This window comes from Lactobacillus ultunensis DSM 16047, from assembly GCF_001436305.1.
GTDB classification, from domain to species: domain Bacteria; phylum Bacillota; class Bacilli; order Lactobacillales; family Lactobacillaceae; genus Lactobacillus; species Lactobacillus ultunensis.
In genome coordinates this window covers 1-15,275 of the sequence record NZ_AZFO01000024.1, presented here as the reverse complement: position 1 = coordinate 15,275, position 15,275 = coordinate 1, and the positions used below count along the sequence as shown (strand labels likewise).

15 protein-coding genes and 2 pseudogenes are annotated in these 15,275 nt (G+C 34.0%); 12 read left to right on the top strand and 5 right to left on the bottom strand.

Annotated elements, in window-relative coordinates:
* The first annotated feature begins 5 nt into the window (after positions 1-5).
* The 12 genes and pseudogenes from yabA to FC57_RS07375 all read left to right on the top strand — a co-directional run bounded on the left by yabA (position 6) and on the right by FC57_RS07375 (position 10,819).
* Positions 6-356 (top strand): DNA replication initiation control protein YabA, encoded by a 351-nt coding sequence (yabA, locus tag FC57_RS07430; RefSeq protein WP_040530039.1) that lies wholly within the window; start codon positions 6-8, stop codon positions 354-356.
* A complete protein-coding gene (rsmI, locus tag FC57_RS07425) occupies positions 356-1,210 on the top strand; it encodes a 16S rRNA (cytidine(1402)-2'-O)-methyltransferase (protein WP_007126874.1) in 855 nt (284 codons plus the stop codon). Before yabA ends, rsmI begins: the two co-directional genes overlap by 1 nt.
* 6 nt (positions 1,211-1,216) lie before the next feature.
* Positions 1,217-1,954, top strand: coding sequence for an acyl-[acyl-carrier-protein] thioesterase (locus tag FC57_RS07420; RefSeq protein WP_007126875.1), 738 nt, complete (start codon positions 1,217-1,219; stop codon positions 1,952-1,954).
* Positions 1,955-2,002: 48 nt separating this feature from the next.
* Complete coding sequence (locus FC57_RS07415) at positions 2,003-2,521, top strand: folate family ECF transporter S component (protein ID WP_040530041.1); 519 nt, start codon at positions 2,003-2,005, stop codon at positions 2,519-2,521.
* A 30-nt stretch (positions 2,522-2,551) separates the two neighbouring features.
* The gene (gene tsaB, locus FC57_RS07410; protein ID WP_007126877.1) at positions 2,552-3,286 is read left to right on the top strand and encodes a tRNA (adenosine(37)-N6)-threonylcarbamoyltransferase complex dimerization subunit type 1 TsaB; all 735 of its coding nucleotides are present in this window, start codon (positions 2,552-2,554) and stop codon (positions 3,284-3,286) included.
* Positions 3,270-3,842 (top strand): ribosomal protein S18-alanine N-acetyltransferase, encoded by a 573-nt coding sequence (rimI, locus tag FC57_RS07405; protein WP_007126878.1) that lies wholly within the window; start codon positions 3,270-3,272, stop codon positions 3,840-3,842. Before tsaB ends, rimI begins: the two co-directional genes overlap by 17 nt.
* Positions 3,839-4,888: a tRNA (adenosine(37)-N6)-threonylcarbamoyltransferase complex transferase subunit TsaD gene (tsaD, locus tag FC57_RS07400; protein WP_007126879.1), complete on the top strand. Its 1,050-nt coding sequence runs from the start codon at positions 3,839-3,841 to the stop codon at positions 4,886-4,888. Before rimI ends, tsaD begins: the two co-directional genes overlap by 4 nt.
* 188 nt (positions 4,889-5,076) lie before the next feature.
* Positions 5,077-6,669 (top strand): ATP-binding cassette domain-containing protein, encoded by a 1,593-nt coding sequence (locus FC57_RS07395; RefSeq protein WP_007126880.1) that lies wholly within the window; start codon positions 5,077-5,079, stop codon positions 6,667-6,669.
* A pseudogene (locus tag FC57_RS07390) lies at positions 6,659-8,086 on the top strand (ATP-binding cassette domain-containing protein); the annotation flags it as partial. The gene FC57_RS07395 and the pseudogene FC57_RS07390, both read left to right, overlap by 11 nt.
* Before the next feature lie 335 nt (positions 8,087-8,421).
* Entirely contained in the window at positions 8,422-9,135 is a 714-nt protein-coding gene (gene deoC / locus FC57_RS07385; protein WP_007126882.1) for a deoxyribose-phosphate aldolase, read from the top strand.
* Positions 9,136-9,144: 9 nt separating this feature from the next.
* A complete protein-coding gene (locus FC57_RS07380; RefSeq protein ID WP_007126883.1) occupies positions 9,145-10,116 on the top strand; it encodes a Gfo/Idh/MocA family protein in 972 nt (323 codons plus the stop codon).
* The gene (locus tag FC57_RS07375; protein ID WP_007126884.1) at positions 10,109-10,819 is read left to right on the top strand and encodes a GntR family transcriptional regulator; all 711 of its coding nucleotides are present in this window, start codon (positions 10,109-10,111) and stop codon (positions 10,817-10,819) included. Before FC57_RS07380 ends, FC57_RS07375 begins: the two co-directional genes overlap by 8 nt.
* A gap of 53 nt (positions 10,820-10,872) precedes the next feature.
* On the opposite strand, the gene FC57_RS07370 is transcribed toward FC57_RS07375, so the two are convergent.
* The 5 genes and pseudogenes from FC57_RS07370 to FC57_RS07350 form a co-directional block, all read right to left on the bottom strand.
* Entirely contained in the window at positions 10,873-11,547 is a 675-nt protein-coding gene (locus FC57_RS07370; protein ID WP_007126885.1) for an ABC transporter ATP-binding protein, read from the bottom strand.
* 2 nt (positions 11,548-11,549) lie between these two features.
* A complete protein-coding gene (locus tag FC57_RS07365) occupies positions 11,550-12,611 on the bottom strand; it encodes an FtsX-like permease family protein (RefSeq protein WP_007126886.1) in 1,062 nt (353 codons plus the stop codon).
* Positions 12,612-12,742: 131 nt separating this feature from the next.
* Positions 12,743-13,291 (bottom strand): TetR family transcriptional regulator, encoded by a 549-nt coding sequence (locus FC57_RS07360; RefSeq protein WP_007126887.1) that lies wholly within the window; start codon positions 13,289-13,291, stop codon positions 12,743-12,745.
* Positions 13,292-13,435: 144 nt separating this feature from the next.
* The gene (locus FC57_RS07355; RefSeq protein WP_007126889.1) at positions 13,436-14,623 is read right to left on the bottom strand and encodes a CaiB/BaiF CoA transferase family protein; all 1,188 of its coding nucleotides are present in this window, start codon (positions 14,621-14,623) and stop codon (positions 13,436-13,438) included.
* 116 nt (positions 14,624-14,739) lie between these two features.
* Positions 14,740-15,261, bottom strand: a pseudogene (locus tag FC57_RS07350) (CoA transferase); the annotation flags it as partial.
* Between the last annotated feature and the right edge of the window lie 14 nt (positions 15,262-15,275).

Genomic DNA, 15,275 nt, shown 5'->3' with positions numbered 1-15,275 from the left:
TTGAATTGGATCCATATTCAAAGTTGCAACGAGTTAAAGAAACTACAGAAAATATGGCAAAAACAATTGCCAGCTTAGAAAACGATATCCTGGAAACTCTTAAGGAAAATACTGAGTTAAAGGTTGAAAATCAATTACTTCATGAGAAGTTAGACAAGTTGACTACTAATCAACCTGCGCCTGAAACTAAGACACAGAGTGGATTGGAATCATTAAGAAAGATTTATGATTCTGGTTACCATATTTGTAATATGTACTATGGTTCACATCGTGATCCAAATGCAGATTGCATGTTTTGTCTTGATATTTTAGATAATTTTGGTGAAAAAAAAGGCATTAAGAAGGACGGTAGATAATGAAACGTCAAAGCAGTTATGCAGAAGATGAAGGAAAGCTTTATTTAGTACCTACGCCAATTGGCAATTTGGAAGATATCACGATTCGAGCAAAAAAGGTGTTAACTGATGCGGATTATATTGCAGCAGAAGACACTAGAACTAGTGGTATTTTACTAGAAAAAATTGGTGTTCATAATCGCATGATTTCGTTTCATAAATATAATTCCAAGGAACGTGCACCAGAACTGATTAAGTTGATGAAAGATGGCGCTGTAATTGCGGAAATTAGTGATGCAGGGATGCCAGTAATTTCAGATCCTGGCTATATTTTGGTGCAGGAATGCATTAAGAACGATATCCCTGTAGTTCCATTGCCAGGTCCTTCTGCTTTTGCAACAGCTTTAATTGCTTCAGGATTTGATGCTCAGCCATTTACTTACTATGGCTTTTTACCAAGAAAGTCATCTGAACAAAAACCATATTTTGAACAGATGGAAAAGGCTAAAGCTACTTCTATTTTTTATGAAGCGCCACATCGTTTGGCAAAGACTTTGAAAAATCTAAGTACTGTTTTGCCTGCTGATCGTAAGATGGTAGCTGCACGTGAATTGACCAAGATTCATGAGGAATTTATTCGGGGGACAGTACAAGAAGTTACAGATTACTTTAGTAAAAATGCCCCTCGTGGTGAATTTGTTATTTTGATTTCACCTAATACTGAAGTGCCAAAACAATTATCATGGCCTGAATTAATTAAATTAGTCAATGATTTAGTTGCTGAAGGTGAATCTAAAAAAGATGCCATTAAACAAGTTGCCAAGAAACACAATGTTTCTAAAAATGAATTGTATGATCAATATCATCAGGGATAGTTGTCGATGAAGTATACTGAAAATTATCAGATTGAATTTAAAGATTGTGATGAAAATCGTCGCTTAAAATTAACTGCTTTAGTTGATTTATTGATGCAAACGTCAGAACACCAATTAGATCAAGGCGGAGCAGGTACGGAAGATTTGTTAAAACGTGGTTTAGGCTGGGTCGTAACACAATATCATTTTGAAATTAAGGCTTTGCCTCAACCAGGTGATAAAGTCATTTTAAGTACAGAAGCTAGTGGATATAATCGTTTCTTTGAATATCGTGATTTTGGTGTAAGCGATCAAGATGGCAATCCATTAGTAACGGTTAAAAGTCAATGGGTAATGTTTGACTTGAAAAAACGTCATTTGGTTCCAGCCGATATTAAAATGATGAAGAGTTGGGGCGTACCACTTCTTGATAGAATGCCTCGTTTCCCTCGTTTAAGGGCACAGGATCAATATGCTCAAAAGCGGATATACCGTGCTCGCTATGATGATTTAGATACTAATCATCACGTAACTAATAGTCATTATTTTAGTTGGTTCATCGATATGCTTGACCGGGACTTCTTGAAAAAACATGTAGTTAATATGATAGATATTAAATTTGATAAAGAAGTGCATTATGGAGAAAGCATATATTCTTGCATGAATTTAATACAAGATGATAATGTTATTTCATATCATGCAATTGAAGCAGAAGATGGAACTGCAAAAGCAGTTTGTGAATTAAAATGGCGTAAGATAGATTAAAAACATGACGCTGCTAGTCATGCTTTTTTTGTGAAAGGGGATGACCATATGAATGCAAAAAAAGTTTTGCGAACAGACTTACAACAACTGATATTCTTAGGAATTATTGTTGCAATGAAGATTATTTTGGGACAATTTTCATTTGGTCCAGCTACTGTTAAAGTTGGTTTAGGGTTTATTGGTAGCGTATTGTTAGGCTATTTCTTTGGTCCATTGTGGGGTGCAATCGGTGGCGGAATTAGCGACTTAGTCAGTTCTGCAATTTTTGGCAACCAAGGTGGTTTCTTTATTGGCTTTACTTTAACTGCAATGGTCGGTCCTCTAATTTATGCTCTGTTTTTATATAATAAACCTGTTAAAATTTGGCGGATTATTGCTTCTACAGTTTTGGTTACCTTAATTGTTAATATAGGGATGAATACTTTATGGCTTCATATTATGTATAATATGAACTTTAATGCTGCCTTAGTTCAACGACTTCCAAAAGAAGTAATTGTTCCGTGGATTCAAATGGTCGTAATCTACTTTGTATTACAAGCTGTTTCTCGTGTTAAAATAAAAAAGTGATTTAAAGCGGAAAGAGAATAAATATTAGTGATGAAAATCTTAAGTGTTTCTACAGCTACTAATCATTTAAGCGTTGCCTTAAATGATGATCAACAAATTATTGTTGAAAAAAATGAGCGAGATGAACGCAATCACAGTGAACATCTTGATCCATTAATCGATGAAATTTTAAAAGAAAATAAGTTAACTTTAAAAGATATAGATCGTTTTGCCGTTGCTATTGGGCCAGGTTCATATACTGGACTCAGAATTGGAATCACTACTGTTAAAATGTTTGCTAGCATTTTACAAAAAGAAGTAGTGGGTATTTCAACTTTACAAGCATTAGCAAAAGGCGTGAAAGACGATGCCTTGGTAGTTGCTGGACTCGATGCTCGAAACGACAACTATTTTGCAGGTGGTTACAAGAGCGGTAATATTCCAGAAAATGTAATCCCTGATGGTCACTACCATATCGATGTTTTACTTAAAGCTATTCAAGAATATGCTGCTAAGCATGAGCTTAAGAAAATAATTTTTGTAGGTTCAGGTTTTGAAAAACAAGAGGATTTAATTAAGAAACTAAATATTCCTTTTGAATACGGTACTGCTGAACAAAATGTAATTCATGCAGGATTAATTGGTCAATTAGCAGTAAATGCTGAACCAGTTGATCCAGATAAGTTATTGCCACGCTATTTGCGTAGAACCCAGGCAGAAGTAGATTGGCATAAGAAGACAGGTAAACCATTCGAACCTGACAGTCATTATGTTGAAGAAGTTTAATCAGTTTTTCCATCCACAAGTTAATCAGATTGATATGAGTTTTACACCATTTATGGTCAACATAAATGGTAATATCTTGCAGGTGATGCAGGCAACAGATGACAATATTCCAGATCTGCTTGTTTTAGAAGAGCAAGTTTATTCTGGTCATACTCCTTGGAGTAAGTTCTCTTTTGCATCAGAATTAAAAAAGAGACGTAATTCTTTATATTTAGTCGTCTACAATGCTTCAACGCTAGTTGCCTTTGTGGGGGCACGATTTAGTCCCGAAGAAACTCATATTACTAATATTGCAGTTGCACCGTCTTTTCAGAATCAGCATATTGGTCGCTATTTGATGCAAATGATGATCGAACGTGCACGAGAAAATGACAGTGACTGTGTATCTTTAGAAGTTCGAACTGATAATGAAATTGCACAAAGGCTGTATCAGTCATTAGGATTTAAAGGTAATTTTATTCGTAAGAATTATTATCAAGATACGCATACTGATGCCATGAATATGGTTTTGTGGCTGAAACCGCATCAGATTAGAAGAAAGAAGTTTACGTTTTGAGTGAAAAGAAAGATGTTCGCATTTTAGCTTACGAAAGTTCATGTGATGAAACTTCCACTGCTGTTGTTAAAAACGGACGCGAGATTGAAAGTTTAATCGTTGCTACGCAGATTAAGAGTCACCAACGTTTTGGTGGTGTTGTGCCAGAAGTTGCTAGTCGTCACCATATTGAAGTGATTAGTCAAATTACTAAAGAGGCTTTGAATGAAGCTCATTGTAGCTGGAAAGATATTGACGCCATTGCCGTAACTTATGGTCCAGGTCTAGTAGGGGCACTTTTAATTGGAGTTAGTGCTGCTAAGGCAGCGTCAATGGCAACTGGTATTCCATTGATTGGCGTCGATCACATTATGGGCCACATTATGGCTGCTCAATTAAAAGATGAGATTGAATATCCAGCTCTTGCTTTACAAGTTTCTGGTGGTCACACTGAGATCGTTTTGTTAAAGGATCCGGTTCACTTTGAAATCATTGGTGATACGCGCGACGATGCCGCTGGTGAAGCTTATGACAAGATTGGTCGTGTGTTAGGGGTAAACTATCCAGCTGGTAAAACAATTGATTCTTGGGCTCATCAAGGCAAGGATACTTTCAACTTCCCACGAGCAATGATGGAAGACGATGATTATGACTTCTCATTCTCAGGATTAAAGTCAGCCTTTATCAATACTTGCCATCATGCGGATCAAATTCATGAAAAATTAAACAAGTATGATTTGGCTGCTAGTTTCCAAGCTGCTGTAATTGATGTGCTTGCACATAAGACAATGCGTGCTATCAAGCAATACAAGCCTAAGACCTTTATTATGGGTGGTGGAGTAGCTGCCAACCATGGTTTGCGTGATCGAATGAGTGCAGAAATTGCTAAATTGCCTAAGGAAGATCAACCAAAGGTGATTTTGCCAGATATCAAGCTTTGTGGCGATAATGCTGCGATGATCGGTGCAGCAGCATATAACCTTTATAATGATGGTCAATTTGCAGATTTGACTCTGAATGCTGATCCGTCTTTGGAATTGCCTTATGCTAATAGTATGTTGAATTAATATAGTAGTTGAAAGTTAGTTAAAAATCCTATTAGATCAATACTGATAAGCGTTGATCTAATAGGATTTTTGTTTTGATAAAAGCTAAAGATTCAAACTGTTTCTTGTAGATTGCTTTTTTAATATTTTAATTTATAATTAAAAACAATCAAAGATTTTTTTATTTTTATTCAAAAGAAGATGAGTAGATGAGTCTCAAAGAATTGTTTAAAAGCAACAAAAGTAGATTTAGCCTTATAATTTTATTACTACTTTTTGTTGCTTTTTTTAATACAGCAGCTAGCTACTTATTTAAGCCAGCTACAGATTACCTGGCTAAAGGAAATCTATCAATTACTGTACTCTCTTTTATTTTTATGATCTTAATGGGCATTTTAAGTGTTGCATTGGAATCAATAGCACAAACTATATATTCAAGACAAGTGCAAGAATATGTAGGTTCTTTGAGACGAAAAATAGTAGCACATTTTTATGCCGACAAGAGTGAGTCAGTTTCTGATATGCAGAATGATTTAAGCAATAATTTGGATATGTTGACTGATAATTATGCAATGCCTTTACAAACAATTATTGAAAATAGTTTTACATTATTTTTAATTATAGGTGTTTTGATTCAGTTAAATTGGTCATTATTAGTTTTAACTGTAATATTTGCCCTAATTAATATACTTACACCAAAAATTATGGAAAAAGCTACTGATGAGGCTAATAAACAAGTATCCCTTAAAAATAATCAGCTGCTTAAAACAATAGATCACTGGATGAGTGGGATGAAGGAGTTACGTAGGTATAATTCATTTTTAGCACTTTCCAAAGCAATGAATATTGCGGATCATGAATTTGAAAAAAGTAATGTTAAAAGTGCAGAAGCAACCTCTTTTTCGTTGTTTATTAGTGATTTTACTAATATTGCTTCACAAATTTTACTTGATTTATGGGCAGGATTTTTATTTTTTCAAGGAAGAATTTCAATTGGTGCAGCTCTAGTTGCCGGTACTTTTGCTAGCCAAATATTTAATGCGCTTTTGGTTTATGAAAATGCAATAATTCAGTTTAAGTCGATTAAATCAATTAATGAACAGGTAAAGAAATTAGAAAAGATTACTTTAAAATCTAATAAACAACTTAATCCTGATTTAGCTGAATTGACAATTACGCATCTTATAGTCAAATATAACCATGGCGAAAAAATAGTTTATCCAGAGATCAAAATTAAGCGTGGTGAAAAAGTACTACTCACTGGTAATAGTGGTACTGGAAAATCTACTTTATTTAAAGCAATATTAGGTCAAATTGAACCAAAAGAAGGGCAGATTATTTTTAAAGACTCGCAGGGTGTACAAATCACACCGGATCTTAGCAAACTTGGCTATATTGCTCAGGATTCAATTCTTTTTCCTGGCACTATTAGGGATAATATTACTATGTTTAATTCAAAGTTAGATAAAGAAGTTAAACAGGTAGTGGAGCAAGTCCAATTACATAAAGATCTAAGTAAGTTTCCTGCTGGCTTATCTACTTGCATTGATTTAGATAGTGATAATTTATCAGGAGGGCAAAAACAAAAAGTTATTTTAGCGAGAACACAAATTCATCATAGTCAGTTTATTTTGATGGATGAAGCGACAAGTGCAATTGATAGTGATACCACAAGGAAAATTTTGACTAAATTGCTAAAGACTAATATTACTTTAATCTTGATTGCACATAACTTTGATCAACAATTACGTGGAATGTTTGATAGAGAGATTCATCTTACGGGAGGATATCATGACAATTAAGGCGTTATATCAATTTAGTCCTCTACACTTTGCTCTAACCGTAATTTCATATATTATGATACCTCTTGCCTCCATTGGACAATCATATATCATAATGTATTCGACAACAGCGCTAACTGATCGGAATCTATCTATTTGGTTATGGCTAATATTGGGAGAAGCAATTGCTTTATTTTGGGGAGCAATTAGTCAATCTTTAGCCTATTATCAAACGATAAAACTAATTCAAGGATATAATCATCAAATAAGGTCACAGATTGTTCAACATTTTTATTATGATAAACAGTCACACAAAATATCCACAATTCAAAATCGGCTGATTACAGATTTTAAAAATACTAACGATAATTATTTGAGAAAATTTTTTAACTGTGTACAGATGGTTGGCTATATTCTGTTTTCTGCTAGTGTATTATTGTCTATTCATTGGAGTTTATTATTAGTAACTATTGTGTTAGTAGGTATATCCATATATGTACCTAAATTACTTGAAAAAAGAATGCAAAGCGCATTTTTTAATATCTCTGATTCAACAAAGAAGTATCTAGATATCACTGAAAAATGGTTGATTGGATTAAATGTATTACAAAGATATGCAGCGGGTACCAAACTTTTTAAAGTAATGGATGAAGCTGCTAATGAAGTAGAGGAAGCTCGAATAAAGCAAACTAAAATTAATCAAGAACTAGCAGTATTAAATGGACTAATTTCTAATATGTTAATGTTGATCATATTTGGCTTTACTGCATTTTTAATTACGAAAAAGCTGATAATTTTTGGTGCGATAGTGAGTGTTGATAATTTACAGTATTATATTTCCATGGGGTTACGATACTTAAGTAATTATCGTGGTCAAATGCAGTCTACTAAAACAGTCAACAGTCAAATTGAAAAAGATAGTACTTTGGTTAAAGAAACAAATTATTCTGATACGAAAAATCCATCAGCTTTTTCTGTTAAAGGTCTAAAAGTAAGTTTCCCTAACGGAGAGAGTCTGTCTTTTCCCGATTTTGAAATTAAAAAGGGAGAAAAAGTATTACTTACTGGTGATAGTGGAACGGGTAAGTCGACTTTGTTTAAGCTGATTTTAGGTGAATTAAAACCAAGTGCCGGTAACATTATTTACTTTGATGAAAATAAACAAAAGATAAAACCAGATCTAGGTAAAATAGGATATATTGCACAAAAGCCACAGCTTTTTCCAGCAACTATTATAGATAACATTACTATGTTTAATTCGAAGTTAAATCATAAAGTCGACAAGGTAGTTGATGAAGTAAATTTGAAAAATGATATTAAGAAATTTAAAGCAGGTATTCAGCAAAAGATCAATCTTGATCGTTTGAATGTTTCAGGTGGGCAGCGTCAAAAAATAGTACTAGCTAGAGCTGAAATTCACGAAAGCAAAATTATTTTGNAAAATTATTTTGATTGATGAAGGGACTAGTGCAATTGATCAAGAAGCGACTATTTCTATTTTGAGAAAGTTACTTGCAAGTAAGGCAACTATTCTATTTATTGCTCATAATTTCAGTGAAGAAATGCATAGTATGTTTGATAGAGAAATTCGATTGATAAAGAAATAGTACAGATACTATATGAATAAACACTTATTTCGACAGTATTAATGAAATAAGTGTTTTTATTTTATGCTTTTTTATGTAATTACATATATATTGATTTTTATATCATTATGCATTAGTATCATTTATGTAAGCAATATGTAATTACATAATAGAAGAGGCTTAAATTATGAAATACACTTTAGATAATTTTGCTAGATTAATTGATCACACTAATTTACATGCTGATGCAACCGAAGCAGATATGAAGAAACTTTGTGATGAAGCTAAGAAGTATCACTTCAAGATGGTTGCCATCAATCAAGTTCAATCCAAGTTCTGTTCAGAACAACTTAAGGGCACAGATATTGATACTGGTGCAGCCATTGCCTTTCCTTTAGGGCAACAAACAATTGAATCGAAGGTCTTTGATACCAAGGATGCCATTAAAAATGGTGCTAATGAGATTGATTACGTCATCAATATTACTGAGTTAAAGGCCAAGAACTATGATTACATTAAACGTGAAATGCAAGAAATGGTTGCCGTTTGTCACGAGCATAATATTCCATGTAAGGTAATTTTTGAAAATTGCTACCTGACTAAGGAGGAAATTAAGAAATTAGCTGAAATTGCCAAGGAAGTTAAACCAGACTTTATTAAGACTTCTACTGGTTTTGGTACATCTGGCGCAAAAGTTGAAGATGTGAAATTAATGAAGTCAGTAGTCGGTGATGATGTCAAAGTTAAAGCTGCTGGTGGCATTCGCAACAGCGATGACTTTTTAGCCATGGTTCGTGCTGGTGCTGACCGCATTGGTTGTTCAGCTGGTGTGAAGATTTACGAAGCATTAAAGCGTCGTATGGAAGACGATCATGTTGATAGTATTGAGATTGAACGTTAGGAGAAAACAATGAAATTAGGAATTGTAGGTAGTGGTCAAATTGTCCATGACTTTTTGTCAGCTAGTTCAAAAATACAAGATTTGGAATTAGTGGCTATTTCTACTTTAGCTAGATCAAAAGAAGTGGCAGAAGAGCTCGCTGAAAAATATCATATTAACAAAGTCTACACAGATAATCAGGCTATGTTTGCGGATAACGATATTGATACCGTTTATATTGGAGTGCCTAATTCATTGCACTTTCCAATTGCTAAAGAAGCATTAATGGCTAATAAAAATGTTGTCTGTGAAAAGCCACTAGTAGAAACTAGTGAACAAGTCAAGGAACTTAAAAAAGTAGCTGATGAACATCATGTCTTGCTCTTTGAAGCTATGACTGTCCTTTATTTGGAGAACTATTTCCACTTAAAAGACAATCTGAAAAAGATCGGCAAGGTTCATGTGGTTGCTTTGAACCTAACGCAAATTTCTAGTCATTATCAAGAGTTTCTAGCAGGTGAACATATTGCTAAGTTTGATCGCAAAATGGGCGGTGGAGCCTTGATGGATATGAACATCTACAATATCAATTTCTGCGTCAGCTTATTTGGTCAGCCAAAGCACATTGCATATTTGCCAACAATTCAACGTAATACAGATACATCAGGAATTTTAAATTTAACTTATGATGATAAACAAGCTAGTTTGATCGCAGCTAAAGACGCCGTTGGTCCAACAAGATCTTATATTGAGGGCGAGAAGGGACTAATCTATTTCGATGGACCATTAAATGTTCTTCCGGATTACTACGTTCAGATTGGTTCAGAAAAACCACAGCATTTTGACTATAACGAGTATGATCACCGCATGATTAGCGAGTTTAATTACTTTATCAAGGCAATTAAGGATCATAATCAAGCAGCTGCTGATGAAGCTTACAAGCATAGTTTGAATGCTATTACAGTTCTGGAAAAAGCACAGGAGTGTTTACCAGATGACTAAGGCAAAGTATCAAGAGATTGAGGAAATTTTACGCAATAAAATTATTAGTGGTCATTATAAGATAGGCGATCTAATTCCTAAAGAAATGGATCTGGTTAAAAATTATAATGTCTCACGTCCTACAATTAGTCACGCGGTTCAAGATTTAGTTAATCAAGGCTATCTGGAGAGGCGCAAGCATGTCGGTACGATCGTTAAGCAGACCAAGATTAGCCAAGAATTTACACAGGTTTTGCAAAGCTACAATAGTGAAATGACGGAGAAGGGATTAACTGCGCAGACACAGGTTTTATTCTTTAAGAAGATTCCTGCTTCAAAAGAAGTGGCATCAGCTTTGAATTTAAAGGAAAATGCGCAAGTTTATAAGTTAACGCGTTTGCGTTCTGTTGATCAAAATCCGCTTGTTGTAGTTACAACATATCTGCCAGCGGATAAACTCATAGATTTTGAAGAAATAGATTTTACTAAACAATCTCTTTATCAAGAATTAGAGCAAAGAGAACTACCAATTATTCATGTCAAACGTAAGTTAGAAGTGAAATCAGCGGATGGGATGACAGCAGATTTGCTGAATATTAAAGAAAAAGATCCGGTGTTTTACTTCCATACGTATGGTTATTTCAAGAAAGAATTGCCAATGGAATATTCGATTGCCACTTATCGTGGGGATGAGAATTACTTCATGATTGATTTGAGAAAATAGAAAAAGGGAGCAGATTATTAACATTTTCAATGAACATAATCGCTCCCTCTTTTTTATTTTTTCTTAGTTATCTGACCATCCATCATTTCGTAAATGTGATCGGCATATTGTTCTAATCGTGAATCATGTGTAACTAAAATAATAGCTTTATTACGTTTTTGGGCTAATTTTTTGAATAAGCTGCCCACTTCTTTAACATTTTCAGTATCCAAAGATGCAGTAGGTTCATCAGCAAGTAAAATACTTGGATCAGCATATAAAGCTCTTGCAACAGCTACTCGTTGTTTTTGTCCTCCAGAAAGTTCTCCTGGATATTTGTTAATCAACTTATCAATCTTTAAATCTATTAATAATTTTTCTAAGTCATTTCTAGATAAATTATTTTGTTTTTTAACTTTATCGACTAAAATAAATTGCTCTCGAACTGTTAAATAGGGAACCAAAGTATATGCTTGTAAAACAAAGCCAATTTCATTTAAGCGCAGATAATCTCGCTCTTTATTAGAAAATTCAGTAGTATTTTTGCCGTTAATTAATACTTTTCCAGAAGTTGGTTTCTGGAGGGAACCCACAATCGTTAAAAATGTGCTTTTACCAGCTCCTGAAGGTCCCATGATTAAAATGACTTCACCTTTATTTGCTTTGAAATTAATATCTTTTAAGGCAAATACCTTTGCAATACCTTTACCATATGTTTTATTTATATTTTGTAGTTGAATCACTGTCATTTTTACACCTCTATTGCTTTTGCAGGATCTACTTTCAAGATAGTTCTAATTGGAATTAAGCTACCAATAATACCCATCAAAAGCATACCTAAACTACTTGCAATAAATAGAATTGGAGCAAAGGACATAGGAACTGTAGCAGGCATAATAAGTGCTGTCCCCCACATAGCTAATAGTCCAATAATTATACCTGTAATGACTAATATGATTGATTGACTGATTACTGCTATAACAAGTGTTTTAGCTGGAATACCTTGAGCACGCATAACAGCAAAGGTTTGCTTCTTTTGAATAGTTAAAATGTACAAAAATACAGCAATAATGATTAAAGAGATAATAAAAAGAAAGGCAATCATCATCTCAAAAGTTATATTTTGGGCACTGTAACCAGGTAATTTGTTAATGAATACTTTGACATTATAAGTTTTAGCATTTTTATGATTATATTCATAATGAGGGTCTTGAGAAATAATACCAGAAGTTGCAAGGTTAGTCGTTCCTTGATGTAAATCTTTCCAGGTTTTCAAATTACCATAGATAGCAGGAGCAATATTGATTTTAGCATTTTTAGCAAAACCTACTATCTTATATTTCTTTTGGGTATTACCAAATTTGATAATATCGCCTAATTTATAACCTTTAGCATTAAAGCCAATATCAGCAGTAACTTCATTTGCTTTAGTGGCTTTATGTCCTTTAATAATTTTTAGGTTTTGATAAATAAATTGCGATTTCTTTATACCTAAAAATTGAGCGGATACAGAATGACGATTTTTAGATTTAACAACAATTGGTACTTGACCAACATAAGCTTCTTTTTTACCTATCTTCGCGTCTTTTATATCATCTTTGGTTAAAATAGATTGAGCCATGCTAACATTAGAATTTTTGTTAAGAACCACTTTTTGTGTCTTCCAGGACTCAACTGCTTGGGTATTTTCTTGAGCTAATCCGACTGCGAGTGACGATAAGATAAAAATTAAATATGATATTAAAAAAATCATCAAAATAATAAGACTATATCGTAATTTCTCGTGTTTAATTTCTTTATATGCTAGAAACATTAAATAACATTTTCCTTTCTTTTATGTTATGTTATTACGATAATTCATTATTATTTGATTCTCAATTAACAAAATAGGCGATCTATCAAATTTTTAGACCAATTTATTAAAATGTCTAATCGATAAATCACTTATTTTAAATACATTTTTAATTTTTCGGGAATAGCATTGGTTGCATATTGAACTAGTTCTTTTACCGAATAATTACTCTGATTTAAATACCATCTAGTAACTATAAATGAAAGACCACTTATATAACATTTAATATCAAATACTATTTCATCATCCAATTGTTCAGGATATCTTTCTTTTAATAGATTAATTAACCAATCCATTGTTTCTTGGCTTGCAGATATATAAAATGAGTTCGGTCCAAAAGTATTTTTCAATGCATTCCTAAAATATGTCTTATCGTTATTAAGAATATTAATCAGTTGATTTAAAACATTTTTCCAACTTATATTTTTCTTAGCATACTCATCTAATACGTTATGCAATTGATAGTTATATATCCAATTGATTAAATCATACTTATCTTGAAAATAATTATAGAAAGTTGCTTTTGAAACACCGCAATTTTCTGCAATCTCTTTAACTGTAATTTTATCTATGGATTTAATTTTTGCTAAATCGTGTAATGATTCGCTTAATAACTCTCTTGTGGTTCTTTTTCGTATCATATAATTATCCTTTTAAATAATACTGTACATGATACTAAACTATCACACTCACTTTTTATCTGTCTATTAAATCCACAAAACTTAGTCAAGGCTTTATCAACTTTATTATTTTCATGAGGTTTTAAATGATGTGTAAATAGATTTTTATTCAAATTCTTTCCGAATTTCATCACCATTTTCATCTAATTTTGGCGAATCCTTTTGCAAACCGTATGAGTTCCAAGTGCCATATTTCATTGGTGAACCTAAGACTTCATTACCATCTGGCAAAGTCTTAACCATGCCACGTGCGATAATTTGATCTAACCGGCGTGTCTTATCTACGTTAAGAACAAGACCAGCAGGAACACCAGCATCGTGCAAAATTTTATCCCATTCAGTTGCATCTTTCGTTTTAAGAACAGATTGCATAGCATTTTTAACTTCTTGCCAGTTTTGTTCACGCAAATCATTGGTTTTAAAGTCAGCTTGCTCAATCCATTCTGGATGTCCTAAGGCATGTGAAAGCAGACTCCAAAGGTGATCATTGCCACAGCAGATAGCAATCGGTTGATCCTTGCAGTCGAAAGTATCGAATGGGTACATGTCAGGGTGACGGTTACCAATACGGTGTGGCACCTCATGAGGCCCCAATGCTAGCATCAAATCCTGCACCATGAGTGAGAAGGTTGAATCAAGCATGGAAACATCGACAGTCGTACCTTTACCAGTGCGTTCGCGAGCAACCAATGCAGTCATAATTGCACTATAGCCCATGATTCCAGCAACTACGTCAGATACAGAAGTACCAACTCTAGTCGGTTTGCCTTCAGGTGTGCCTGTTGCGTCCATTAAGCCAGATACAGCCTGCACGATAGTGTCGTAAGCTGCTTGCTTTGACCATGGACCATATTGACCAAAGCCAGATATTGAGGCAAAGATCAACTTAGGATATTTCTTGACCATTTCTTCTGGATCAAAACCTAGGCGACTCATTACGCCAGGACGAAAGTTTTCTACTACTACGTCAGCCTTAGCAATCATTTTTTCAGTTAAGGCATGATCTTTAGGATCTTTTAGATCTAATGCGATTGATTCCTTGCCAGCATTACAGATTCTGAAGTATTCACTTGAACCGTCTGCAATATATGGGCCCATATGGCGTGTATCATCGCCAGTTTTTCTTTCAATATGAATTACACGTGCACCGGCATCAGCCAACATTCTGGTACAGGTAGGGCCGGATAAAACGTGAGTGAAGTCAACTACTAAAATGCCTTTTAACGGATAAGGCTTATTTTGATCTAAATGTGGATTTTGCTTTTCTAATTTTGCATAATCAGGTTCTGTCATGTAAATTACACTTTCTAATAATTAATGTTCCTATAGCTACTATTCTAATATTCTTTTGAAAAAGAAAAAGTCGTTCAAAATTTGAACGGCTTTTCTGTTAGATTAATGATGTTTAATTATTCACCCTTGATAACTTGAGTGCGTGGGTTCTTAGGACCAGCAGCCTTAGAAATTACGCCTTCTTCAGTTAATTTTTCGATTTGATCTGGATCATAACCGAGTGAAGCCAAAATTTCCTTGTTGTTTTCACCAAGGTCAGGAGCACGCTTGTAATCAGGTTTGTAGTTAGAAAGTGAGAATGGTAAGCCGATAGTCTTGAACTTGCCACGGTTGCCACCTTGATCGATAGTGATGATAGTACCATCTTTGTTCAAGTCTGGATCATTTTCAATTTCATGCCAATCAAGAACAGGACCAACTGGTACGCCAGCAGCACCCAAAGTCTTAGTTAATTCATACTTATCGTAGTTAACAGTGTAGCTTTCAATACACTTGTAAAGGTCTTCCTTGTTTAATTGACGATGTTGCCAATCTTTGAAGCGTTCATCAGTAATCCATTCTGGGTGACCCATAGCGTTTGAAATGGCTTCCCAGCTCTTATTACTGTTTTGTACAACAATATATACGTAAACGCGTGGTGCTAGTTAAATCG